Origin of the sequence: Pseudomonas sp. Pseusp11 (assembly GCF_047304405.1) — a bacterium.
In the GTDB taxonomy this organism is placed as follows: domain Bacteria; phylum Pseudomonadota; class Gammaproteobacteria; order Pseudomonadales; family Pseudomonadaceae; genus Aquipseudomonas.
Genome location: NZ_JBGLZF010000004.1, coordinates 156725 through 181958 on the forward strand (window position 1 = coordinate 156725; position 25234 = coordinate 181958).

Consider the following 25234-nt stretch of genomic DNA (forward strand, 5'->3'; position numbering starts at 1 on the left):
CTCCCTTATAAGCACAAAAGCCAAGGAGAAACCCATCATGCGTTACGCTCACCCCGGTACTGAAGGCGCTATCGTTTCGTTCAAGAGCAAATACGGTAACTACATCGGCGGCGAGTTCGTCGCGCCTGTCAAAGGTCAGTACTTCACCAATACTTCTCCGGTCAACGGCCAACCGATTGCCGAATTCCCGCGCTCCACTGCCGAAGACATCGAAAAAGCCCTGGACGCCGCCCATGCCGCCGCCGATGCCTGGGGCGCCACGTCCGCCCAGGCACGCTCGCTGGTGCTGCTGAAAATCGCCGATCGCATCGAACAGAACCTGGAACTGCTGGCGATCACCGAATCCTGGGACAACGGCAAGGCCGTGCGTGAAACCCTCAACGCCGACATCCCGCTGGCCGCCGACCACTTCCGCTACTTCGCCGGTTGCATCCGCGCCCAGGAAGGCAGCGCCGCCGAGATCGACGGCAATACCGTGGCCTATCACATCCATGAACCGCTGGGCGTGGTCGGGCAGATCATCCCGTGGAACTTCCCGATTCTGATGGCCGCCTGGAAACTCGCTCCGGCCCTGGCCGCCGGTAACTGCATTGTCCTCAAACCTGCCGAGCAAACCCCGCTGGGCATTACTGTGCTGATGGAGCTGATCGGCGACCTGCTGCCACCTGGCGTGCTCAACGTGGTGCAAGGCTTCGGCAAAGAAGCCGGTGAAGCCCTGGCCACCAGCAAACGCATCGCCAAGATCGCCTTCACCGGCTCGACCCCGGTCGGCTCGCACATCATGAAATGTGCCGCCGAAAACATCATTCCGTCCACCGTGGAGCTGGGTGGCAAGTCGCCGAACATCTTCTTCGCCGACATCATGCAAGCCGAACCGACCTTCATCGAAAAAGCCGCCGAAGGCCTGGTGCTGGCGTTCTTCAACCAGGGCGAAGTCTGCACCTGCCCGTCCCGCGCCTTGGTACAGGAGTCGATATATGACGAGTTCATGAAAGTCGTCATGAATAAAGTCCTGCAGATCAAGCGTGGCGACCCGCTGGACACCGACACCATGGTCGGCGCCCAGGCGTCCGAGCAGCAATTCGACAAAATCCTTTCGTACCTGGAGATCGCCAAGGGCGAAGGTGCCGAGCTGCTGACCGGCGGCAAGGTAGAAAAACTCGAGGGCAGCCTGGCGACCGGGTATTACATCCAGCCGACCCTGCTCAAGGGCACCAACAAAATGCGCGTGTTCCAGGAAGAAATCTTCGGCCCGGTGGTGAGCATCACCACCTTCAAGGACGAAGCCGAGGCCCTGGCCATCGCCAACGACACCGAGTTCGGCCTGGGTGCCGGCCTCTGGACCCGCGACATCAACCGCGCCTACCGCGTGGGCCGCGCCATCAAGGCCGGTCGCGTGTGGACCAACTGCTACCACCTGTACCCGGCGCACGCCGCGTTCGGTGGTTACAAAAAGTCCGGCGTCGGCCGTGAGACCCACAAAATGATGCTCGATCACTATCAGCAGACCAAAAACCTGCTGGTGAGCTACGACATCAACCCGTTGGGCTTCTTCTAAAAACCGGGGGCGATACAGGTATTTCTGTGTCGCCCTTCAGATGAGCCATCGCGGGCTTGCCCGCGATGGCGCCCCTAAACGCACCCTTCATCGCCCTGCCGGTCTGGCATGGGCTTTGCGTGCCCGCTCTACACCTGAAAACGCCATACCCGAAAGTCCAACAGATCAAACAATAAAAAAGACAGAGAGGACTTATGACTTCTACTACACAGCTCAAACCCACACTCGGCACCCTGCATCTATGGGGCATTGCCGTCGGCCTGGTGATTTCCGGCGAGTATTTCGGCTGGAGTTACGGCTGGGGCACCGCAGGCACCCTGGGTTTTCTCGTCACCGCATTGATGGTGGCGACGATGTACACCTGCTTCATCTTCAGTTTCACCGAATTGACCACCGCCATTCCCCACGCTGGCGGGCCGTTTGCCTACAGCCGCCGGGCCTTCGGCGAACGAGGCGGACTGATCGCCGGCATCGCCACCCTGATCGAATTCGTCTTTGCGCCACCGGCAATTGCCATGGCCATCGGCGCCTACCTCAATGTGCAATACCCGGAACTGGACCCGAAGATCGCCGCTGTTGGCGCCTATTTCGTGTTCATGACCCTGAATATCCTCGGCGTCAGCATCGCGGCCACCTTCGAACTGGTGGTCACCGTGCTTGCCGTCGCCGAATTGCTGGTGTTCATGGGTGTGGTCGCACCGGGCTTCAGCTTCAGTAACTTCGTGCTCAACGGCTGGTCGGGCGCCAACGAATTCAGCATGGCCTCGATTCCCGGCATCTTTGCGGCCATCCCGTTCGCGATCTGGTTTTTCCTCGCCATTGAAGGCGCAGCCATGGCCGCCGAAGAAGCCAAGGACCCGAAACGCACGATTCCCAAGGCGTATGTCAGCGGCATTCTGACCCTGGTGTTCCTCGCCATCGGCGTGATGGTCATGGCCGGCGGTGTCGGCGACTGGCGTCAACTGTCGAACATCAACGACCCCCTGCCTCAGGCGATGAAAGCCGTGGTCGGCAACAATTCAAGCTGGATGCACATGCTGGTGTGGATCGGTCTGTTCGGCCTGGTGGCGAGCTTCCACGGGATCATTCTGGGTTATTCGCGGCAATTCTTCGCCCTGGCTCGCGCCGGCTACCTGCCGGCTTCCCTGGCCAAACTGTCGCGCTTCCAGACCCCGCACCGGGCGATCCTGGCGGGCGGCGTGATCGGCATCGCGGCGATCTACAGCGACGGCCTGGTCAACCTGCAAGGCATGACGCTGACGGCTGCAATGATCACCATGTCGGTATTCGGCGCCATCGTGATGTACATCATCAGTATGCTGAGCCTGTTCAAACTGCGTAAAACCGAACCCAACCTGGAACGCACCTTCCGCGCGCCGGGCTACCCGATCGTACCGGGGATCGCACTGTTTCTGGCGGTGGTGTGCCTGGTGGCGATGGCCTGGTTCAACGCGCTGATCGGCTGCGTGTTCCTCGGTTTCATGGTGGCCGGTTACCTGTATTTCCAACTGACCGCCAAGCAACGCGCCGATGCGCCGGCAGATGCGATGCTCGAAGGTGTCTGAAATGCACCGGCGCCGGGCTGATTCCCGGCGCCTGCCATATTGAAGTGCACCGCCGTCCCACAGGGGTTCGGCGATGCATTTGAGAGATTCATTGAATCAGGAGGACACCGCCCCATGGCCGTATTTGCCCATACCGTCGGCGCCCAGACCTACCGCTTCAACAGCCTCAAGGACGTCATGGCCAAAGCCAGCCCGGCGCGCTCCGGGGACTTTCTGGCCGGCGTTGCCGCCCTCAACGATGGCGAGCGGGTGGCCGCGCAGATGGCCCTGGCCGACACCCCGCTGGCCCACTTCCTGGAGGAAGTGCTGATTCCTTACGAGGCCGATGAGGTCACCCGACTGATCATCGACACTCACGACAAACAGGCTTTTAAAGCGGTCAGCCACCTCACCGTCGGCGGTTTCCGCGACTGGCTGCTCAGCGAAGCCGCCGATGAACAAAGCCTGCGCGCCCTCGCCCCCGGCCTGACCCCGGAAATGGTCGCCGCCGTGTCGAAGATCATGCGCGTGCAGGATCTGGTGCTGGTGGCGCAGAAAATCCGCGTGGTCACCAAGTTCCGCGGCACTCTGGGCCTGCGTGGCCGGCTCTCGACACGCCTGCAACCCAATCACCCCACCGACGAACCGGCCGGCATCGCCGCCAGCATTCTCGACGGTCTGCTGTACGGCAACGGTGACGCGATGATCGGCATCAACCCGGCCACCGACAGCATCGCTTCGATCTGCGCCATTCTGGAAATGCTCGACGCGATCATCCAGCGCTACGACATTCCGACACAGGCCTGCGTGCTGACCCATGTCACCACCTCCATCGAGGCAGTGAATCGCGGGGTTCCGCTGGACCTGGTGTTCCAGTCGATTGCCGGCACCGAAGCGGCCAACGCCAGTTTCGGTATCAACCTCAACGTTTTACAGGAAGGCTATGAAGCGGGTTTGAGTCTGAATCGCGGCACTCTGGGCCAAAACCTGATGTATTTCGAGACCGGCCAAGGCAGTGCCTTGTCGGCCAATGCCCACCATGGCATCGATCAACAAACCTGCGAAACCCGCGCCTACGCCGTGGCGCGGCATTTCAAACCGTTTCTGGTGAACACCGTCGTCGGCTTCATCGGTCCGGAATACCTCTACAACGGCAAGCAGATCATCCGTGCCGGCCTCGAAGACCACTTTTGCGGCAAGCTTCTGGGCGTGCCCATGGGCTGCGATATCTGTTACACCAACCATGCCGAAGCCGACCAGGACGACATGGACACTCTGCTGACCTTGTTGGGCGTGGCCGGGATCAACTTCATCATGGGCATCCCCGGCTCCGACGACATCATGCTCAATTACCAGACCACCTCGTTCCACGACGCCCTCTACGCCCGGCAAACCCTGGGCCTGAAACCGGCGCCGGAGTTTGAACAGTGGCTGGCGAACATGGGCATCTTCACCCAGGCGGACGGCAAAATTCACTTCGGCAACAGCCTACCACCGGCGTTCCGCCAGGCATTGGCGCAACTGGGATGAGTGTTTATATGGATAAGCCCCCCGTCGATCCGCAAAATCCGTTGCTGGAACTGCGTCGCCTGACCCCGGCGCGCATTGCGCTGGGTCGCACCGGCACCAGTATGCCGACCAGCGCGCAACTGGATTTCCAGTACGCCCATGCCCAGGCCCGGGATGCGGTGCACCTGCCTTTCGATCACTCGGCGCTCAGTTCGCAACTGACCGAGCGTGGGCGTGAGAGTTTGCTGCTGCACAGTGCCGCCACGGATCGGAACAGCTATCTGCAGCGCCCCGATTTGGGGCGCAAGTTGAGTGACGAGTCGGCGCAGACTCTGCGCGATTACGCGCAAGCCCATCCTGGCGGGGTGGATCTGGCTGTTGTGGTGGCCGATGGTCTCTCGGCACTGGCCGTTCATCGCCACACCTTGCCGTTTCTGGCACGCATGGAAGAACAGACGGCTATCGAAGGCTGGTCCCTGTCGCCGGTGATTCTGGTGGAACAAGGCCGGGTTGCGGTGGCTGACGAGATTGGCGAGCTGCTGGGCGCAAAAATGGTGGTCATTCTGATCGGGGAACGCCCTGGATTAAGCTCTCCAGACAGCCTGGGGCTGTATTTCACCTATAATCCCAAGGTCGGACTGACGGATGCCTACCGCAACTGCATCTCGAATGTCCGGCTCGAAGGCTTGAGTTACGGCATGGCGGCACACCGTTTGCTGTATTTGATGCGCGAAGCCTGTCGGCGGCAGTTATCGGGGGTCAGTCTGAAGGACGAAGCCCAGGTTCAGACGCTGGAGTCGGACACAGGAGCAGGTTTGAAAGGTAATTTCCTACTCAGTCCGTCGGATGCCTGAACCGTTTCCGCATTGCGTTTCTATTCTGGTTTAAGGCAGGATCGATGCACGGCCGCCAAGGGTTTCCTATCGCCGTCACCATGTAAGACAGCCACTTGAAGACGAGACCTACCATGCGGATTATTCAAGCGACCCTCGAACACCTGGACCTGCTGACCCCGTTGTTCGTCAAATATCGCGAGTTTTACGGTTCCCTGCCGTATCCGGACTCGTCCCGAGCGTTCCTCGAAAAGCGCCTGCGGCGCAAAGAGTCGGTGATCTACCTGGCCCTGGCCGATGACGACAACAACAAACTGTTGGGTTTCTGTCAGTTGTACCCGAGCTTTTCGTCTCTTTCGCTCAAACGCGTGTGGATCCTCAACGACATCTACGTCGCCGAAGACGCCCGCCGTCAGTTGGTGGCCGACAACCTGATCCGCACCGCGAAGAAAATGGCCAAGGAAACCAATGCCGTGCGCATGCGCGTTTCCACCAGCAGCAACAACGAAGTCGCACAGAAAACCTACGAATCCATCGGGTTCAGGGAAGACACCGAGTTCAAGAACTACGTGTTGCCGATCAGTGACGGACTTTAAGATCACCAAGAAGATCGCAGCCTTCGGCAGCGCCTACATTGACCGAGGCGACCTCGAACCTGTAGGTGCTCCCGAAGGCTGCGATCTTTTCCGACAAACCTCGTAACACATCGACATTCCTCGCTACAAACTCGACGCGTTTTTCACTTTTCACCCCGTATAATGCCCACACCTCACGACTCGTAAGAAAAATCACACCCCGCTGTAGTCTTACGCGAAGCTATCCGCACAGGCCTGCTGAGTCGGGCCATCACCACAGGTGCTTTCCATGGATTTCAACCCGATCGACGTTATTCTGCATCTCGATGTTTACCTCGAGATGCTGGTGAACAACTACGGAGCATGGATCTACGCCATCCTGTTCATGGTGATCTTCTGCGAAACCGGTCTGGTGGTGATGCCGTTCCTGCCGGGCGATTCCCTGCTGTTCATCGCGGGCGCCGTGGCGGCCGGTGGCGGCATGGATCCGGTACTGCTGGGCGGCCTGCTGATGCTGGCGGCGATCCTCGGCGACAGCACCAACTACGTGATCGGCCGCACCGTCGGCGAACGGCTGTTCAGTAACCCGAACTCGAAAATCTTCCGCCGCGATTACCTGCAACAAACCCACGATTTCTACGACAAACATGGCGGCAAAACCGTGACCCTGGCGCGTTTCATGCCAATCATCCGTACCTTTGCCCCGTTCGTCGCCGGCGTTGGCAAAATGCCTTACCCGCGTTTCTTTGCCTTCAGCGTTTTCGGCACCATCCTCTGGGTGGGTGGCCTGGTAACCCTCGGTTACTTCTTCGGCAACGTACCGTTCATCAAGAAAAACCTGTCGCTGCTGGTGGTGGGTATCATCCTGGTGTCGCTGCTACCGATGATCATTGGCGTGATCCGCAGCCGTCTCGCTAATGCCGCGTCCAAAGCTGAACCCCGCTGACTGACAATGTGGTCCCTTAGCGCCTGGCGACGCCGGCGCACCCTGGCCAGGCATCCGATTGCCGACGACATGTGGCAACGGGTGCGCCATCACCTGAGCTTCCTCGACGGCATCAGCGCGGCCGAAGACCAGTGGCTGCGCGAAGCCAGCGTGCTGTTCCTGCAAGACAAACACCTGACCGCCCTGCCCGGCGTCGAACTCCACCAGGAGCAGCGCCTGCTGCTCGCCGCCCAGGCCCAATTACCGCTCATGCATTTGGGTGATCTGAACTGGTATCAGGGCTTTCACGAAGTCATCCTCTACCCCGACGATTTCCTCAGCCCCCAGCGCCATCGCGATGCCAGTGGTGTCGAACACGAATGGGACGGCGAACACAGCGGCGAAGCCTGGCAGCAAGGCCCGATCATCCTCGCCTGGCCCGGCGTGATGGCCAGCGGTGGCTGGGAAGGCTACAACCTGGTGATCCACGAACTCGCACACAAGCTCGACATGCTCAACGGCTCCGCCAATGGCCTGCCACCGCTGCACGCCGACATGCGCGTCAGCGACTGGGCCAAGGTCATGCAGGAAGCCTATGACGACCTCGACCGGCAACTGGAGCGCAACCCGGACGCTGAAACCGCCATTGACCCGTACGCGGCGGAAAACCCCGCCGAGTTCTTCGCGGTTACCAGCGAATACTTCTTCAGCGCCCCGGATTTGCTGCACGAGGCTTATCCACAGGTCTACGAGCAGTTGAGGCTGTTTTACCGGCAGGATCCCTTGGCAAGGCTTAGGCAACTTCAGGCCAATGATCCGGTCTATCAAGCTCACGACTAAGGTCTACACGACCTCTGGCACATAGCAACGGTGGCGGAATATGCCTATAATCGCCGCCACTTTTTGGTCAATCCGGCCAAGTGTTTTTGGTCAACTAACGGGGGCACCGCCCAATGAGCTACAGCAAGATTCCGGCTGGCAAAGACCTGCCGAACGACATCTACGTCGCGATCGAGATCCCGGCCAACCACGCGCCGATCAAATACGAAATCGACAAAGACAGCGACTGCCTGTTCGTTGACCGTTTCATGGCCACCCCGATGTTCTACCCGGCCAACTACGGTTACATCCCGAACACCCTGGCTGACGACGGTGATCCCCTCGACGTGCTGGTCGTGACTCCTTATCCGGTTGCTCCAGGTTCGGTGATCCGCGCGCGTCCAGTCGGCATCCTGAACATGACCGACGACGGCGGCGGCGATGCCAAAGTCATCGCAGTCCCACACGACAAGCTGTCCCAGCTGTACGTGGACGTGAAGGAATACACCGACCTGCCAGCCCTGCTGATCCAGCAGATCGAGCACTTCTTCGCGAACTACAAAGACCTCGAAAAAGGCAAATGGGTGAAAATCGAAGGCTGGGACGGCGCAGACGCCGCCCGCGCCGCGATCACCAAGTCGGTCGCTGCCTACAAAGGCTGAGAAGCAACGGTTAGTTTCTAGCCTCACGCTTCAAGGAAAACCCCGGTTGATCCGGGGTTTTTTGTGCCTGCCTGGAACGCTTTTAACAATGAGTTTTGAGCATTTCGGCCTGGGTGTTTGCCTGTTTATTTTTTACGAAAAGCGTCTTACATCCGGTCTTAAATTTCCCTCGAAATTTGAACGGGTCGTTTATTCAAACCCCCATCCTGCGCCCGTAGACTCGTGTTTATGAAAAAGAACACTAGCGGCCCACGGTTCAGAGCGCTCCTCGAAGCAGCCAACATCACAACGACAGGATTTGCCGCTTTCTTCGACACGGAAGCGCAAAACATCCATAACTGGTACACCCGTGGTGTGCCCGCTTATCGCATGGAAGAAGTCTCCCGACTTCTGTCTGTAAACAGTGACTGGCTGAAAACCGGCGAAGGCCCGAAAGAGTCCTCGCGCCTGCGTGTGCTCGATGAGTCCGGCAACACCTTCGACGCCCAGGCCATCCGGGGCATCTACACGGTGATCGAGCCCATCGACGTCGAACTGCCCTTCTTCAAAGAAACCACCACCGCCCCAGGCTCCAATAAAACCCACGTCGTCGAGGACAAGGGTCAATCCATCCGCCTGCCCCACAGCCACCTCGACTCCCTGGAAATCAAACATGCCAATGCCATCTGCACCCATATGATCGGTAACAGCATGGCCGAAAAGATTGAAGACGGTTCAACCCTCGCCATTGATCGCGGGCTTACGCAGATTATCGATGGCGAGATCTATGCGATCGAGCATGACGGAATGTTGCGGATCAAATACCTGCACCGGATGCCGGGAAATGCGCTGCGGCTGCGCAGCCACAACCGTACTGAGTATCCAGATGAGATCTTCAGTGCCGAGCAGATCGACAAGCAGAACATCAGGGTATTGGGGTGGGTGTTCTGGTGGTCCACGCTCAACAAACGCAGACCGTCCGTACCGTTCCTGTAAATACGAAGCCCTGCGATCCAATGTGGCGAGGGGGCTTGTCGGAACGCCGCACCGCCCCGTTCGACTGCACAGCAGTCGCAAAACCTGAACATGCGGTGCTTCGGGATTACCCACTTCAGGGACGCTCCGCGCCCCAACGGGGGCAAGCCCCCTCGCCACAGGGTCAAAGCGGCCACACAAAATCATTCCCGCAAAGCTCTATCCCGCACGCCAAGCTGGGAATTCCTCAAAAAAATCAGTATGCTGCGCCCCACATTTGCGCATCGACCCTTTCCAAGGCTCAGATCGCACCGACAAGGCAGATCACTTTCTCGCCAAGTCCCACAGCCGGACGCAAGATCCGGGTGTACGTTTTGAAGGCTGGCGCGGTTTACCAAAAATAAACCAAGCCAGTCCCCGAGAAGCCGGCCACAAGCCGGCTTTTTAATGTCCGGAATAATCCCCCTTCCCCTTGCACCAACCTCAGCCCCCTCATCAACAACGAGCTACAGCACCGCACTCCTTGTAGCAGCAGGCGAAGCCTGCGTCCGGCTGCGAAGCAGTCGTAAAATCAGGCAACCGGTTCTTTCAGGAAGACCGTGTATAGCGGATATACGAGGACTTCGGTTGAGCGCGACCCCGGCTCGAACGCAGCCTCGCAGGCTCGGCAGCTGCTACGGATTGGATAAAGGTCTCAGCAGTGCCGAGACGATCCCCCCTCACGGATAACTAAACCCCTTAACCAACGTCAACTCCCCCACCGCCCGCATCGGCACCAGGAACGTTTCCATCTTTTCATCAGGCGTCCCCTCCTCCGTAATCACCGTCACTTGCGCGGTGGTCAGCGGTTGTACAGCCTCTTCCTGCCCTTCGTCATCACCGCGATACCCGCCACCGTAGTAGTTCACATACACCAGGTATTGCCCCTTGATCGGCGCCGGCATGGCGAAGATTTCCGGGCCGTAGCCAGTGGTCACGTCCACATCCAGCGCCGCACCATTGGGTGCGACACGATCGCCGTACCAGATGTGTGCGCCATCGGGGGTGATGAGGTGCAAGTCCAGGTCCGTGCCGTCGCTGTCCCAGGCCAGCAGCACGCGCAACTTGGCCGGGGTAGCGCCGCCGTTGGCATTGAGAAACTGCGTGCGGTGGCGTTGTTGGCCGTCGGGGCTGCGGACTTCGACGCTGTTGCTGCCTTTGGGGAATGAGAACGGGCGGTCGAAGCGACCGGCGGGGTCGATCTTCAGTGGCATGCTGACGCCATTGACAATCAACTTGCCGGGTTCAGTGCTCTTGGGGGTGGATTGGATCTGGCCGGTAATGCGCGCCGTGTTGGCCTGGCCCACCGGGGTGTTAACCGACGACGCCGGGTAATTGACCGTCTGACGAAAGTTTTCGCCTTCGCCTTCAGGGGCGCCGGTACGCCAGCCGCCAATGGGCGTATCAAGTTTGACGGCGGCAAATGTCGCTGGCAGTACGCAAAAAGCGCAAAGCAACAGCAAGACCTGTGGATAACGGAGTTTCATGGCCTATTCCAGCAAGAGGTGACGGGCGAGCCCTTCGATGTAGGTTTCATCCTGGCCGTTGGGGTGTGCTTCGAAGGCCAGGTGCAGGTATTCGTGGGTCAGGTCGAGGCGGTCTTGCAACGACAGCACGCCGCGTACGTAGATGCGCTGGCGTTCGCGGTCGACAAACGGACGACCAAAGGCCAGGCGGCAGACCGCAAAGGTGCTGACTTCGTTGTAGCCGACTTCGCTTTCGAGTCGTTGGCGCCAGCCGCGGCGCTGGTTTTGCAGCCAGTCTTGCGCGGCGGGCAGCGCTTCGCAGGAGGCGACGGGGTTGTCCCAGCGACTGAGGCTGGCGCGCGGGTAGGCATGCAGCAGGATGGCGTCGTAGCGTTGGCCGGCATTGGCTTGTTCGACGGCTTGCTGCCAGGAGAGTTTGTCCGGCCCCGGTTGGTCGGAGTGATAGGTGACGTTGCTGCCGGCGAGAACCAGATCGCTGGTCCACGCGGCGATATTGCGCGACTCAGTGGCGGCCGGACGTGGCGCGACGCGCTGTCGACTGCTGCTGTCATCGATGCTCAGGCAGTCGCCGTTGCGAGTGGCGTTTTGCAGCAGGTAGGTGCGGATCGCGACGGCCAGGGCTTTGGCCGCTTCAACGGGTTCAGGCCTGGCTTCGCGCTGCAGGACGCGGGCGACGTATTCTTCACGATCGAGGCGGGCGACGAGTTTGTCTTTGAGCAAGAACAACTCGCCGTCGCTGTGGATATCGAGTTGATTGCCGTTGGCGAACTCGACGCGGTAATCGCCTTGCAAAGGGCCGGGCGCTACAACGCGATCCCCCGACAGCACGCGTTTCAGTGGATAACGCGCGAACAGACCGACCTCAACGCACTTCCCTGCCTCGGCTGGCCATGACGAGGGCAGCACCGTCGCCAGCGACTGACCATAATGGCGCAACACCATTTGGCTGGTGCCACGCCCACCGGCCCAGATCGGCGTGCCGTCTACCGTCCAGCCCGCGAATCCGCCTTGGCGCGACGAAGGATCCTGATCCCCCAGCCAGCTCCAGGTTTTCACCCGCAACCGACCACCGAGTTCAACCACGACATTGCCATCCGCGGCATTGAGCACCACATCGAGTAACACCCTTCGCGCCTGATCCTGCGCCGGCATCACCGCCAACACCTTCAACAACTCCGCTACCGGAACCCGGGTCTGCGGTTGCAACGACGGCAAATCCAGCAACCACTTCGGCGCTTGTCTGGCCTGCCAATATGCGCGCCAATCAGCGTCGGCAATGCCCAGGCGCGCAGGCTCAAAGTACAAGCCGCAAGACTTCACCAACGCCTGATCGCGCCCGATCTTGCCGTTCGCCGTGCAGCAATAAACTTCTTCCTTCGATTGCCCGCGACATTCATAAGCGGGCTCGCGCGCGCCGGTGTCCACCAGCCAGCCGTAGACAAACAGCTTCCACAAGCTGCCCAACGGCGTCTGCAAATCATCAGGCAATGGCTCACGCGAGATCACCTGAGTCTGGCTCAACGCAAGCAGCTCACCCTTGAAACCCAGGCGCAGCGGCTCGTCCTGCGCTGTCGCCAGCGCAGGAATCAAACACAGCAACCACCAGACCAGACACCGGGTCATGTCAGTTGACCGTGACCTGACCGAGTGCCGGTTTCTGTTCCTGAGCCTGATGCTGTGGCGCGTAGACCTGCGTGAAACGCACCGGCGGCAGGTTGAACTGGCCTTTTTGCGAGAAGCGCACCAGATGACGCAGGCGCAACTCACCGCTCAGCGCATCCACTGGCACCGCATAGGCCATTTGCCCCGGCTCGAAACGGGCCTTCTCCAGCGCGGTCGGCTCGGTGCCGGCCTTGCCCATCAGCTTGATGCCCCACGTGGTGCGCTCGACATCCGCACCCGGTGGCAGCGGCACTTCGAGCATGCCGTAGCGCAGCGGTTTCGCCGCTTTGCTGGTGATGATCACTTCGTCCAGGTACAGGCTATCGCTGGACAACGGCTTGGTGCCGACCGCTTCGAGTTTGAATTCGAACGCTTCATCACCCGGCACCAGACGCGACAGGCGACGGGTGATGGTCACAGCCATCGGATCGATTGCCGGTTGTTTGGTCTGGAAGCTCAACATGGCGCGTAGCGGGCGCTCTTGCGTTCCGCTCAGCGACAATGCCGCCGGCACTGGCGAAGAGCCCTGCCACGTCCAATACATCTCACCGGTATCACTGTAACGTTTCTTCCAGCCCTCACCCGGTGCCAATGCGATGGTCGGAGAGGCCTGCTCGATGCTGCGTTGCAACCAGGTCAGCGCCAACGCGCGTTCCAGGGTTGATTGCTGTGGCAACAGGCGTTGCAACAGCGCTTGCGCGTGAGCCTGATCGAAGGCTTGCAGCGACAGGTTCAGGGCTTCGACAAACGGTTGAGCGCTAACGGCCACTTGTTGTTGCGCAGCGTCCACTTGACGACTGAACGCCGGGGGCAGATTGACCTTGGCCTGACGCGCCAAAGACGCGGTCAGCACCCGAGCGCTGGCCAGCCCCAATGCCGAATCCGGATCGTTCATCACCAGGCTCTCTGCGCCATCGTCCATCACGCTCGCCGCATTGCCTTCGCCGGCTTTCACCAGGTCGTCGATCAAACCGCTGAGCAACGTGTTCACCGGCAATTGCATCTGTTTGGCAAACGACAGAATCAACGCCCGCTGCAACAGCGGCGTGTTCTGCGCCTGTTTCGCGTACACCTCCAGCACCCGCTGCCAGTGCTCCGGCGGCAGGCTCAGTTCCAGCGCCTTGCTGGCGTGCCAGTCGGCGTAATAGGCGTAAGCGGTGAGGAACGCATCCGGCTCACCGTCATAGCCCCACCAAGTGAAACTCGCCGACGGCCCGGCCATTTGCACCAGACGCAGGCGGCTGTTCTGCATGATCAAACGCAAGCGATCACGGATCTGCGGATTCGACGACAGCGTTGGATAGGCGATGCTCAGCGGCAGCAGACGGCTGGCGGTTTGTTCGACGCCGCCATACGGATAGCTCAGCAGATCATCGAGGGCCGAGCGGAACACTGCTTGCGGGCTGTCATCCAGACGCAGGCGAATATCCGTGGCGTCCGCCGGCAAGGTCAACGGCGTGTCGCCGCTGACCGCATCCAGGCTTTGGCTCTGGGTCACCTGCCAGCCTTCGCCAGTCGCGGTCAGGCGTACGGCCAAGGCGTCAGCGGTTTTACCGTCCTGCACCAGCTCGGCGGTCCAATCGCCATTGGCCAATGTGAACGCCGGCAATGGGACGTAGTTGACGCCGTTGTTCAGTGTGACCGGCACACGTTGCTCGGCACCCGCGTAATGAATCACCAGCTCAGCCTTGACCGGTTTCTCGGCCTGACTGAAAGCGAATACGCCAAGATCCGGTTTGTCGCCATTGCGGAATTTGGTCGGGCCGCTCCACTTCAGGTACAGCGGTTTTTCCGAGCGCACGAATTGCTTCTTTTGCCCGACCTGACCGTCATCGGCGATGGCGCGGGCGGTGATGCGCCAGCGGGTCAAGGAGTCCGGCATCTTGAAGGTGAAACGGGTTTTGCCGTTGGCGTCGGTGATCAATTCCGGCTGCCACGCGGCGGTGTCGACGTCTTCACGACGCGGCCGCTCCAGCACTTTCACCCCACGCTCGCTGCGGTTGGCTTTGCCCGGCGCACCCGGGCTGCCCGGCAGTGCCACGTCGTAGCTGATGAACGACAAACTGGCGCTGGTGCGCACGTTGTTGCGGCGCGGGTGGTAGAAGAACTGGTCGATGGTCGGCGCCACTTCCGGCTGCAGCGCGTAGATCATTTCGTCGACCACGCTGACCGTCAGGTGAGCCGGAATCGGCTTGCCGGCGAACTGGGTGGTGAGGTCCACGGACACGGTATCGCCGGGCTGATACGCCTCTTTGTCGGTAGTGATCGCCACATCGATCTGTGGCGCGACCACCTTGATACCGGCGTTCTGGAAGCTGTACTGACCGCCCTTGGTATAGAGCACGGAGAACGTCAGGTTCGGCGCGAAGTTGTCCTTCACCGCGATGCGCGCGCGGTATTGGGTGTCGCTGAGTTTTTCCATCTTCAGCCAGTCGGCGCCCTTGGACAGCAACGCCGTGGCCTCGACCTTGTCGCGCTCGAGCGACAACAACGCATCGCTGACCGGCTCGGGGAAAGTGATCAACGCGAGGGCTTCGTCACCGGCCTTGTACTCGGGTTTGTCGAGGACGATTTCCACGGTGCCGGGCACGGCTTTGACGCCATCACCCGTGACCGAATGACCGGTCGCACCAAGCACGCGGCCATGATCATCTTTCAGCGTCAGGTTGTAAGTACCCGGACGGTCGAAGGCCAAGGTGAAGCCTTTGTCTTTGGCGGCGAGTTTTCCTTCGCCAGTGGTCTGGTCTTCGAGTCGCACCCAGCTGTAGCTGCTCGGGTTGACCGCTTTGCTCTGCTCGCTGCCACCTTCGTTGGCATAGCTGAAGGCAACCTTGTCGCCCACCGCGCTGAACCGTTGCGGCGCGCTCAGGCGGAAACTGGCGGCACCACGGTCGATGAGGATTTCCTTGGTGGTCTTGACCCGGTACGCCGCGCCATCACTGGCGAACACGGTGAGCATGTAGCGGCTCGGTTTCTCGGCGGCGGGCAGGTCAAGCGTCGCGTTGCCCTTGGCGTCGGTGGTCAGTTCGGCGCTGGTCAGCTCCACCGGGAATTGCCCCAGGTATTGCAGTTCGTTATCGACCATCGACAGTTGTTGGGCGCGCAGGCTCAGGCTCACCTTGGCGTCGGCCACCGGTTTACCGTCCGGGTACAACAACACCAGGCTGCCCTTGACCGGTTCGCCGGTGCGGTAATCCTGCTTGGCCAGGTTCAGGGATATCTCGAAGTGCGGCTTGATGTACTCAGCCACGCGGAAGGCACTGCTGTAGGCCTGATCCTTGTAGCTGAAACGCAGCTCATAACCGCCTGCCACCGCATTGTCCGGCAACTGGAAACGGCCCTGGGTGCCGGCCTTGGAATCGAGCTTCAACGCCAACGATTGCAGCGCCGTGCCGGTGGCATCGAGCACCGTCACATTGACATCGGCAGCGGTCGGCGCCACGGAATCCCGGGCATTCTTGAACTCGCGACCGACGATTTTCAACGACACCCAATCACCCGGCCGGTACAGCGGCCGATCGGTAAACGCATAGAGTTTGGTGTCGTAGATTTCGCTGTCGTAGTAGAAGTTCTCGGAGACGAACACCCCGCCCTCTTCGTCCTCGCCGATCACGAACGAACGCTCCGGGCTGACGTGTTTCAGGCGCAGCAAACCATCGGCATCGGTCGCGCCACTGCTCATCACGCCCAGGCCGTCGGTCCATAGCACATTAACCTTGGGCACCGAACTGCCTTCGTGTTTGCGCGCAGCCCACACCAGCAATTCATCACCGGCAATCTTGCTCACGGCCACGGTGTTGGAGACGAATACCATGGTGGTCGCGCGGTACTTGCCGATCAGCGCTTCCACCAGGTACAGGCCCGGTTTCAGGTTGCCCAACGGGATATAAACGTTGCCCGGCGAGACGCTGACGAACTCACTGGAAGAACCAACCAGTTTCACACCTTCAGGCGGCTGGATCGGTTTGGCTTGCCACAGCGGATAACGGAATTGGCTGACCACCGGCAGGCCCGGAATCAACGCGAATTGCGGCTGAGCGTCGTAGGGCGTTGGCGCGGCGATGGCGGTGCCCATCTTCAGTTCCGGCACTTCCTCGGTGACTTGTTTACGCGACTCGTAGGAAAACGCCCGCTGCATCACCCGACGGGATTTGCGGTACCAGTTGTCCCACAGGTACGCGAGGGTGTTCGACAGGCCTTCGCCCTTGAACTGGCCGTCGCTGACCACACGGTGCAGGTTCTTCTGGCGCTTGAGGAAATCCAGCGGCTTGTCGATGCGATACACCCGAATGTCCGCACCGCCGTAAGGCTCCATGCGGAACCGGCGATAGTCACGACCCGGCGCTTCGAGGCGTACCACCGCCTGTTCATCGCTGGCAAAACTACTGTCGGCCAACAGGAAAAAGCTTTCACCGGCCACCGGCGTATAGCCGCTCGGCTCGACGGTGTCTTCGGCGTTGACTGCCGACAGAGGCAGAACCAACGCAAGCAAAAGAGGCAGTTTTGAGCAAATGCGCAGCATGCGGGCACCGATCATTGGGAGAGAAAGTTCAGTCGATAGACGCCGATGAAGTTGGGGTTGACTGCGTCGGGTATCCATCGGGTGTCCTTCCATGTCATGAGTTGCTGCAGGCTTGCGGAGCGCATGCCGTTGTCGGTGGGGGTAGTGGTGCCGGTGTGATAGGCAATGAAGCGGCCCATCCAGATCATCAGGTGCTGGTCGTCGCCCTGATCGAAAAACATCAAATCGCCGGGCCGGGCCTGGGCCAGATCGCGGCCGACCAGATGACTGTTGAACTGAATCAATTTGATCGCGTTGACGTAAGGCCCGACCTTGCCGCCGCCCTGCTGCCATTGCTGGGCGAGGCCGCGTTGGGCTTCACTCAGTTGCAGCTCCGGCGGCAGGTAGCGGTTGGACAGGCCATTGCTGCGCAGCCATTTGTCGTCATGGACCTTCAGCGCTTCGTTGGCGGCAAAGCGCACCAGCCCGGCGCAATCCTGCTGATACCAGCGCGGGCTCGGGCCTTGGGTCAGTTGTTCCTGGGCGATACGCACGAACCAGGCGCGGAACACCTGGGATTGCTGCGGATCGAGCGCGGCGGCTTCGCTGGCGAATGTGCGGGTCCCCAGCAGCAACGCCAGCAAGCCGAGGCCTCGGATGAGTGCGGTCACAGGGCTTTCCACTCCAGCGGCAGCCATTGCCAGTGGCCGTCGGGCTCGCTGCCTTTGGGCAAGGTCAGGGCGTATTTGCCGTAGCCGCCGAGGGTGCGCAGTTTCGGGATCAGGTAGGTTTGCGCGGCGTTGTAGAACACCGGCTCCATGTCCTGCGGCAGGCTGTCGAGGGTTTCCTGTTGCATCAGTTGCGCCATGGAATCGGGGCCGAAATAGATCGGCATCAGCAGGTCTTTCGGCAGCACGTCAGCCAGCGGCGGGAAGCGTTTGTCGAGGGTGCCCAGCGCTTTGTCGACAAGTTTGTCGTCGAGGGAGAACAGCAGCGTCGAGCCGTGACGGGCCAGGCTGACGCGCATGAAGGCTTTGCCGGTGATCGCGTCTGGCTGCTCGGCATCCTTGGCCTTATAGGGGCCGAAGTTGGAGCTGACCTGGCGCTGCCACTGATGGGTTTTACCGTCCTGTTTCTCGACCACCGGGAATGCGTGCTCGGCAACATTGCCTTCGTAGGCACCGACCATCGAGCCGAACAGGTTGCCCAAGTCACCATCAAGTTTGGCGCTGTCATCGTCATTCAGGCTGGCCACCAGCAGCGGCGTATACAGCCGCGAATCGGCATACCAGCACAGGCCCGCGGCACCGGCCATGTGTTCAGTCAGGGCCTGAGCCACGGACTCTTCGGCGCCGAGTTTCACCAGTAGCGGTTTCTGTTGTTCGGCGGCCAGTGGCAAGGCCACGCAAGCGCTGGCGCCCATCGGCATGGCTTGCCAGATTGGTTTGAAGTCGAAGTCCGGCTGCTTGTCCAGTTCGTCCATGGCGAGGAAGCTGTGCCAGCCCTTGTCGTCCATGTCGAAACGCAGGCCGGCGAAGTTCGGGATAAAGCGCTGGTAACCCATGGCCAACACGCTGGAGTTGACCGAGAGGCGTTGTTTTACCTCGGGCGCACGCGGCGGCAGGCCGAAGGCTTCGGGGAACAGTTTGTCGCCGTTGAGCAAGGCGGCGATCGCCTTGGTCGAAACGCCGCCGGTTTCCTCCAAAGCCCCGTTATCCGGGTCGTAGAGTTTGGCCGGATTGGACAGCACCACCAATTTGTCGCCATGGGAAGCGAACACCAACGACTTGCTGGCGTTGTAGTTGAGCTGATAGAGGGTGACGGCGTCGGCACCGACTTTCACTTCGCCGAGCTTGCTCAGTTGCGAATCATCCAGCGCCACTTTCGCCAGCGGCTCCAGCACCTTGGCCAGTCCGCCGCGATCCATCACCAACAGGAAATCCTTGAGACGCCCATCCGCCCCACGCCACAGCGCCACATCCGCCGGTTGGTCGAAGAGCTGCTCGATCAGGCTGTCCTGCAACTTCAGGTCATGCTCGTAAATGATCCGCCGCAGGCTGCCGATGAAACCGAGTCGATCGGCATGGGCTTCGTAATAGAAGACGAAATCTTCGGTCAGGGTTTCCTTGAGGAACGGCACGGCCAGCAGATCCTTGGGCAACTGGCTCAGGGAAAGGGTTTCGAGCAGACCGTCCGGGCGGCTCATGCCCAGTTTGTCGCTGGCCAACTGCGCAGGCGGAGCCTTGGGTTTGTGCAGGAACCAGCCTAACCCGCCCGCTACGCCTGCCGCCAGGCACAGCCCGATCAGCAGCGCCGGCCAACGACGTGGAATTTTGGCTGCTGGTACGTCGGCGGCCGGAGTCACAGTGTTATCGCTCATGTTCACAAAACCCGATTTCATCCGTGGTGCGGGATGTTTAATAGTTGAAAGTCTTGACCAGCAGCAGGTCGCCGATTGCCCGCAAGGGCACGATGAACGTCTCGCGTTTTTCGTCGACGGTGTTTTCATTGAGCACCAGATTGATTTGCGAGGTGATCACCTCGTTCTGGTTGCTGTTCTCATCGAAGTTATAGCCGCCGCTGCCGTAGTTGCCCCAATAGTTCACGTAAACCAGATAGGTGCCGTGCATCGGCGCGGTCATGGTGAACATTTCCGGGCCGGGGCCATCGACACCGTCCGGGTCCAGCCCACCACCGTTGCTCATCGCCGGACTGGCCCAGAACGCGTGCTGGCCGTCGGGGGTAATGATGTGCAGGTCGAGTTCGGCCTTGGGATCGTCCCAGCCCAGCACCACGCGAATCCGCGCCGGGGTGCGCAGGTTGTTGGCTTCATAGAATTGAACGCGCTTGAGCGACTTGCCCTCGGAACTGCGCACTTCGACGCTGTTGGAACCGGCGCCGAACGCATACGGGCGGGCAAAACGCCCTTGATCGTCGGTGTACAGATTCAGGGGATTGCCGTTGACCGCCAGGCTGTGGGGCGGACGGAGCGTGCCGAGGGCCTTGAGCTGGCCTTCGATCATTGTGCGATTGCGCTGCACACCCCGGTCGATGGGCGGTGTGGGATAGGCGACGCGAGGGTTTTCACTGCGGTCCAGCAAGCCGTGATAGCGCCAGCCGCCCACCGGTTCCGATAGCTCGGCCGTGGGCTCGGCCCGCGCAATTTGAGCGCAAACCAGCGTAATCAGCAGTGAAAGAACCCAACGCATGTGACGCCTCCTGCCATGCATAACGAAACCCTGCGCCTGATCCTCGGCGCGTTACAGATCAAAAAAACTGTGTTTCGTCAGAATGACCCTGAATATAGGGTCGTTGAAGGCGCGAAGATTAGCCATTCGGCAGTTTTTTAACAATCGGATACATCTATATTTGCGGTGAGAATCACGGTGTTTGTTGGACGTGAGCCGAATAGCGGTCTTATTCGGCTCATAAAGTGAGCCGAATAAGACTATTATTCGGCTCATTCACCTTGGAGCACCCGAGTTCATGGCACCTCTCTGGATCTGGCAACGGCCTGATTGGCCAAATTTCAACTGGCAAGCCGAGCGCCTGACACCGTTATTACGCGAGTGTGTGCAGGCACAAGGTCGGTTGATGGGCATGGCCAGTTCCGTGGGTAGCTCACTAAGCGCGCAGAACGAACTGGATGCGTTATTGCAGAATATCGTGACGTCTTCGGCTATCGAGGGTGAACAGCTCAATGTTGGTTCCGTGCGCTCTTCACTGGCACGACGGTTAGGTTTAAATCTGGTCGACGGCGATAAGGTGAGCCAACGCAGTGAGGGGCTGGCGCAACTAATGCTCGACGCTACGCAGCATTTTGCTGAAGCACTGACGCTTGAGCGACTACTGGATTGGCATAAATGGGTGTTTCCTGGTCAGGATACAGACTTCGCCGCCCGGCCAATCCACGTTGGCGCGTTACGCGGCGATGAGCCCATGCAAGTGGTTTCGGGGCGACTCGACAGGCCAACCGTTCACTTCGAAGCGCCGCCTCGCCAAGGCCTTGAGCAGCAACTGGACACATTCCTCAAATGGTTTGAAGTCAGCCGAAATCAAGCCGGCCTCGATCCATTGTTGCGGGCCGGTATCGCGCACTTCTGGTTCGTCACTTTGCACCCCTTCGACGATGGCAATGGCCGTCTCACGCGAACCATCACCGACCTGGCGCTGGCCCAGAGCGAGGCTCAGGCTATCCGCTTCTATGCCATGTCGGCGAGCATCCTGGAGGATCGTTCAGGCTATTACCGAGTGCTGGAAACCAGCCAGAAAGCCACGCTGGACATCACACAATGGCTGGAATGGTTTCTACAAACTCTCCTGCGTAGTTTGCAGCAAGCCATGAACCGCATCGAGTCGGTGCTGGCCAAATCGCGCTTCTGGCAGGCACATCGGGAGTCTGAGCTGTCAGTTGAGCAGATCAAAGTATTGAATCGTTTACTCGATGGCGGAGAGCGTGGTTTCGAGGAGGGAATCAGCGCAGCTCAATACCAGGCAGTGGCAAAGGTTTCCAAAGCCACCGCGACCCGTCATCTGACCGAACTGCTGGAGAAGGGCTGCCTGAAACGCCTGCCCGGTGGCGGGCGCAGCACTCGCTATCAAGTCAGCTATCCGGATAACTCAACGAATTAATCGTGATCAACACCACTACTGTGGCGAGGGGGCTTGCCCCCGTTCGGCTGCGAAGCAGTCGCAAATTGCTGAATGCGGTATGTCTGATGTATCGCGGCGCCTGGATTAGAGGGCCGCTGTGCGCCCCAACGGGGGCAAGCCCCCTCGCCACAAGGTGTGTTGTCACCCCGGAACTGCTGCTCCAAATGGCCCAGCTCATTTGCCCATACCCCCCATGTCTGCTAGTGTCGCGCCGGTTTAACGTCAACCGGAAATAGCCGCCATGGCCCGCAAAAAAGCTGCACTGGATTTCGAACAATCCCTCGCTGACCTGCAAACGCTGGTGGAGCGCCTGGAGAACGGCGAATTGTCGCTGGAAGACTCGCTGACCGCTTTCGAGCAGGGCATCGGGCTGACCCGCGATTGCCAGGCGGCGCTGGCCCAGGCCGAGCAGAAGGTTCAAGTGCTGCTCGAGCGTGACGGCGAGTTGGCCGAGGAACCCTTCGACGCGGATCAGCCAGAATGATTGCAGCGTATTCGGCAGCCAGCCAGGCCCGCGTCAATGCAGCACTGGAAACCCTGTTCAACCCGCCGAGCCCTGAGCTCGCCCGCCTCTATGAAGCCATGCGCTACAGCGTGATGAATGGCGGCAAGCGTGTACGTCCGCTGCTGGCCTATGCCGCGTGTGAAGCGCTGGGCGGCAAGGCCGAGCAAGCCAACGGCGCAGCCTGCGCGGTTGAGCTGATCCATGCCTATTCGCTGGTGCACGACGATTTGCCGGCCATGGACGATGACGACCTGCGTCGCGGCCAGCCGACCACCCACAAGAAATTCGACGAAGCCTGCGCGATTCTCGCCGGCGACGGTTTACAGAGCCTGGCCTTCAGCGCCCTGCTAGACCCGCGCCTGAGTGCGTCGGATGCCGAAACCCGTCTACAGATGGTCAGCGCCCTGGCGCTGGCGGCAGGCCCGGCGGGCATGGTCGGCGGACAAGCCATCGATCTTGGCTCGGTGGGTCTCAAGCTCGATCAAAAAGCCCTTGAATACATGCATCGGCACAAGACCGGCGCGCTGATCGAAGTCAGTGTCAAACTCGGCGCCCTGGCCAGTGGCCGTGCCGAGAAGGACGAACTGAAGTCGCTGCAGAGTTATGCACAGGCCATCGGCCTGGCATTTCAGGTCCAGGACGACATTCTCGACGTCGAAAGTGACACCGCCACCCTCGGTAAACGCCAAGGCGCCGACATCGCCCGGGACAAGCCGACCTACCCGGCGCTGCTCGGTCTCGACGCGGCCAAGGCCTACGCTCTGGAACTGCGCGACCAGGCCCTGCACGCGCTGCGACCGTTTGACGCGGCAGCTGAGCCCTTGCGTGATCTGGCCCGGTATATCGTTGACCGCCGCAACTGACGGCGTATCCGCCAAAAAAGACCAACGCGTGGGCAGGGGGCGATGCATCAGGTAAACTGCCGCATCTTTTATACCTATAACGATTCGCCTGATGCCCACGACGTTTCATGAGATTCCCCGTAAGCGCCCGACCACGCCCCTGCTCGACCGTGCCAACACGCCGGACGGCCTGCGCCGGTTAGGCGAAGCCGAGCTGGAAACCCTGGCTGATGAGTTGCGCCTGGAATTGCTCTACACGGTCGGCCAGACCGGTGGGCATTTCGGTGCCGGCCTGGGCGTGATCGAGCTGACCATCGCGTTGCACTACGTTTTCGACACCCCGGATGACCGGCTGGTGTGGGACGTGGGTCATCAGGCTTATCCGCACAAAATCCTCACCGGTCGTCGCGGGCGCATGAGCACCCTGCGCCAGAAGGACGGCATCGCCGCCTTCCCGCGTCGCTCCGAGAGCGAGTACGACACCTTTGGCGTCGGCCACTCCAGCACCTCGATCAGCGCAGCGCTGGGCATGGCGATTGCCGCCCGCCTGCAACACAGCGATCGCAAGGCGATCGCGGTGATCGGCGACGGCGCACTGACCGCCGGCATGGCTTTCGAGGCGCTGAACCACGCGCCGGAAGTGGACGCCAACATGCTGGTGATCCTCAACGACAACGACATGTCGATCTCGCGCAACGTCGGCGGGCTGTCGAACTATCTGGCGAAAATCCTTTCCAGCCGCACTTACGCGAGCATGCGCGAAGGCAGCAAAAAGGTCCTGTCGCGCCTGCCCGGCGCCTGGGAAATCGCCCGTCGCACCGAAGAATACGCCAAAGGTATGCTGGTCCCTGGCACGCTGTTCGAAGAGCTGGGCTGGAACTACATCGGCCCGATCGATGGCCACGACCTGCCGACCCTGATCGCCACCCTGCGCAACATGCGCGATCTGAAAGGCCCGCAATTCCTGCACGTGGTCACCAAGAAAGGCAAAGGCTTCGCCCCGGCGGAAGTCGACCCGATCGGTTACCACGCCATCACCAAACTCGAACCGCTGGACGCTCCGGCCGCCGCGCCGAAAAAAGCCAGCGGGCCGAAATATTCCGGTGTGTTCGGTGAGTGGCTGTGCGACATGGCGGCGGCCGATCCGCGTCTGGTCGGGATTACCCCGGCGATGAAGGAAGGCTCCGACCTGGTGGCCTTCAGTGAACGCTTCCCGACGCGCTATTTCGACGTGGCGATTGCCGAGCAACACGCCGTGACCCTGGCAGCCGGCATGGCCTGTGAAGGCGCCAAACCGGTGGTGGCGATCTATTCGACCTTCCTGCAACGCGGTTACGACCAGCTGATTCATGACGTCGCGGTACAAAACCTCGACGTACTGTTCGCCATCGACCGCGCCGGTCTGGTGGGCGAAGACGGCCCGACGCACGCGGGCAGCTTCGACCTGTCGTTCCTGCGTTGCATCCCCGGCATGCTGGTGATGACCCCGAGCGACGAAAACGAACTGCGCAAAATGCTCAGCACCGGCCACCTGTACAACGGCCCGGCGGCGGTGCGTTACCCGCGTGGCACCGGCCCGAATGCACCGATCGCGAAAGACCTCGAACCGATTGAAATCGGCAAGGGCGTGGTTCGTCGCCGGGGCAGCACAGTCGCCCTGCTGGTGTTCGGCGTGCAACTGGCCGAGGCACTGAAAGTCGCCGAGAAGCTGGATGCGACGGTCGTCGACATGCGTTTCGTCAAACCGCTCGACGAAGCACTGGTTCGCGAAATCGCCGGCAGTCACCAATTGCTGGTGACCGTCGAAGAGAACGCGATCATGGGCGGTGCCGGTGGCGCGGTCAGCGAGTTCCTCGCCCGCGAGAACATCCTCAAGTCGGTGCTGCACCTGGGCTTGCCAGACATCTACGTCGAACACGCCAAGCCTGCGCAAATGCTCGCCGAATGCGGGCTGGATGAAGCCGGGATCGAAGAGGCGGTGCGTCAGCGCCTGCAATTGCTGAACATCTAAACCCGCCCCCCGTAGGAGCTGCCGAAGGCTGCGATCTTTTGATCCTGATCTTCGGCGGCTCCATATCTGAAAAACAAAATCAAAAGATCGCAGCCTTCGGCAGCTCCTACAGGGGTTACGTCGTATCTGAACTCGTCGTTTTGATCTGACGTCTG

The 25234-nt window shown here is 60.5% G+C and carries 19 protein-coding genes; 13 read left to right on the forward strand and 6 right to left on the reverse strand.

Annotated features, from left to right (window positions below; all coding sequences use genetic code 11):
- Window positions 1-37: 37 nt before the first annotated feature.
- The 9 genes from ACCC96_RS04805 to ACCC96_RS04845 all read left to right on the forward strand — a co-directional run bounded on the left by ACCC96_RS04805 (window position 38) and on the right by ACCC96_RS04845 (window position 9400).
- Complete coding sequence (locus tag ACCC96_RS04805) at window positions 38-1558, forward strand: aldehyde dehydrogenase family protein (RefSeq protein WP_413695116.1); 1521 nt, start codon at window positions 38-40, stop codon at window positions 1556-1558.
- A gap of 194 nt (window positions 1559-1752) precedes the next feature.
- On the forward strand, window positions 1753-3123 hold the full coding sequence (eat, locus tag ACCC96_RS04810; RefSeq protein WP_019581359.1) for an ethanolamine permease: 1371 nt from the start codon (window positions 1753-1755) through the stop codon (window positions 3121-3123).
- 114 nt (window positions 3124-3237) lie between these two features.
- Window positions 3238-4632, forward strand: a complete 1395-nt coding sequence (locus ACCC96_RS04815; RefSeq protein ID WP_413695117.1) for an ethanolamine ammonia-lyase subunit EutB — start codon at window positions 3238-3240, stop codon at window positions 4630-4632.
- Window positions 4633-4640: 8 nt separating this feature from the next.
- Entirely contained in the window at window positions 4641-5465 is an 825-nt protein-coding gene (gene eutC, locus ACCC96_RS04820) for an ethanolamine ammonia-lyase subunit EutC (RefSeq protein WP_177431108.1), read from the forward strand.
- A 113-nt stretch (window positions 5466-5578) separates the two neighbouring features.
- A complete protein-coding gene (locus ACCC96_RS04825) occupies window positions 5579-6040 on the forward strand; it encodes a GNAT family N-acetyltransferase (protein ID WP_007933573.1) in 462 nt (153 codons plus the stop codon).
- 268 nt (window positions 6041-6308) lie between these two features.
- On the forward strand, window positions 6309-6965 hold the full coding sequence (locus tag ACCC96_RS04830; RefSeq protein ID WP_019650877.1) for a DedA family protein: 657 nt from the start codon (window positions 6309-6311) through the stop codon (window positions 6963-6965).
- Window positions 6966-6971: 6 nt separating this feature from the next.
- Entirely contained in the window at window positions 6972-7784 is an 813-nt protein-coding gene (locus tag ACCC96_RS04835) for a zinc-dependent peptidase (RefSeq protein ID WP_204124831.1), read from the forward strand.
- A 113-nt stretch (window positions 7785-7897) separates the two neighbouring features.
- On the forward strand, window positions 7898-8425 hold the full coding sequence (ppa, locus tag ACCC96_RS04840) for an inorganic diphosphatase (RefSeq protein WP_007933577.1): 528 nt from the start codon (window positions 7898-7900) through the stop codon (window positions 8423-8425).
- 228 nt (window positions 8426-8653) lie between these two features.
- Entirely contained in the window at window positions 8654-9400 is a 747-nt protein-coding gene (locus ACCC96_RS04845; protein ID WP_413695118.1) for a helix-turn-helix transcriptional regulator, read from the forward strand.
- A 698-nt stretch (window positions 9401-10098) separates the two neighbouring features.
- Here ACCC96_RS04845 and ACCC96_RS04850 read toward each other — a convergent pair.
- The 6 genes from ACCC96_RS04850 to ACCC96_RS04875 are packed head-to-tail and all read right to left on the reverse strand — an operon-like array spanning window position 10099 to window position 20277.
- Window positions 10099-10905: a YfaP family protein gene (locus ACCC96_RS04850; protein ID WP_413695119.1), complete on the reverse strand. Its 807-nt coding sequence runs from the start codon at window positions 10903-10905 to the stop codon at window positions 10099-10101.
- Between the two features lie 3 nt (window positions 10906-10908).
- Window positions 10909-12528: a DUF2300 domain-containing protein gene (locus tag ACCC96_RS04855; RefSeq protein ID WP_413695120.1), complete on the reverse strand. Its 1620-nt coding sequence runs from the start codon at window positions 12526-12528 to the stop codon at window positions 10909-10911.
- Between the two features lies 1 nt (window position 12529).
- Window positions 12530-17089, reverse strand: a complete 4560-nt coding sequence (locus tag ACCC96_RS04860; RefSeq protein WP_413695121.1) for an alpha-2-macroglobulin family protein — start codon at window positions 17087-17089, stop codon at window positions 12530-12532.
- An 11-nt stretch (window positions 17090-17100) separates the two neighbouring features.
- The gene (locus tag ACCC96_RS04865; RefSeq protein ID WP_413695122.1) at window positions 17101-17766 is read right to left on the reverse strand and encodes a DUF1175 domain-containing protein; all 666 of its coding nucleotides are present in this window, start codon (window positions 17764-17766) and stop codon (window positions 17101-17103) included.
- A complete protein-coding gene (locus ACCC96_RS04870; protein ID WP_413695123.1) occupies window positions 17736-19448 on the reverse strand; it encodes a DUF2138 domain-containing protein in 1713 nt (570 codons plus the stop codon). Before ACCC96_RS04870 ends, ACCC96_RS04865 begins: the two co-directional genes overlap by 31 nt.
- Window positions 19449-19485: 37 nt before the next feature.
- Window positions 19486-20277: a YfaP family protein gene (locus tag ACCC96_RS04875; protein WP_413695124.1), complete on the reverse strand. Its 792-nt coding sequence runs from the start codon at window positions 20275-20277 to the stop codon at window positions 19486-19488.
- 277 nt (window positions 20278-20554) lie between these two features.
- On the opposite strand from ACCC96_RS04875, the gene ACCC96_RS04880 reads away from it, so the two are divergent.
- From ACCC96_RS04880 to dxs, 4 genes are all read left to right on the forward strand, one after another.
- The gene (locus ACCC96_RS04880) at window positions 20555-21700 is read left to right on the forward strand and encodes a Fic family protein (protein WP_413695125.1); all 1146 of its coding nucleotides are present in this window, start codon (window positions 20555-20557) and stop codon (window positions 21698-21700) included.
- A 262-nt stretch (window positions 21701-21962) separates the two neighbouring features.
- Window positions 21963-22205 carry an exodeoxyribonuclease VII small subunit gene (locus tag ACCC96_RS04885; protein WP_007894317.1) on the forward strand — a complete coding sequence of 81 codons (243 nt, stop codon included), beginning with the start codon at window positions 21963-21965 and terminating at the stop codon, window positions 22203-22205.
- Window positions 22202-23089 carry a (2E,6E)-farnesyl diphosphate synthase gene (ispA, locus tag ACCC96_RS04890; protein ID WP_413695126.1) on the forward strand — a complete coding sequence of 296 codons (888 nt, stop codon included), beginning with the start codon at window positions 22202-22204 and terminating at the stop codon, window positions 23087-23089. The genes ACCC96_RS04885 and ispA overlap by 4 nt, the downstream gene beginning before the upstream one ends.
- Before the next feature lie 91 nt (window positions 23090-23180).
- Entirely contained in the window at window positions 23181-25079 is a 1899-nt protein-coding gene (gene dxs, locus ACCC96_RS04895) for a 1-deoxy-D-xylulose-5-phosphate synthase (RefSeq protein WP_413695127.1), read from the forward strand.
- The last annotated feature ends 155 nt before the right edge of the window (window positions 25080-25234 follow it).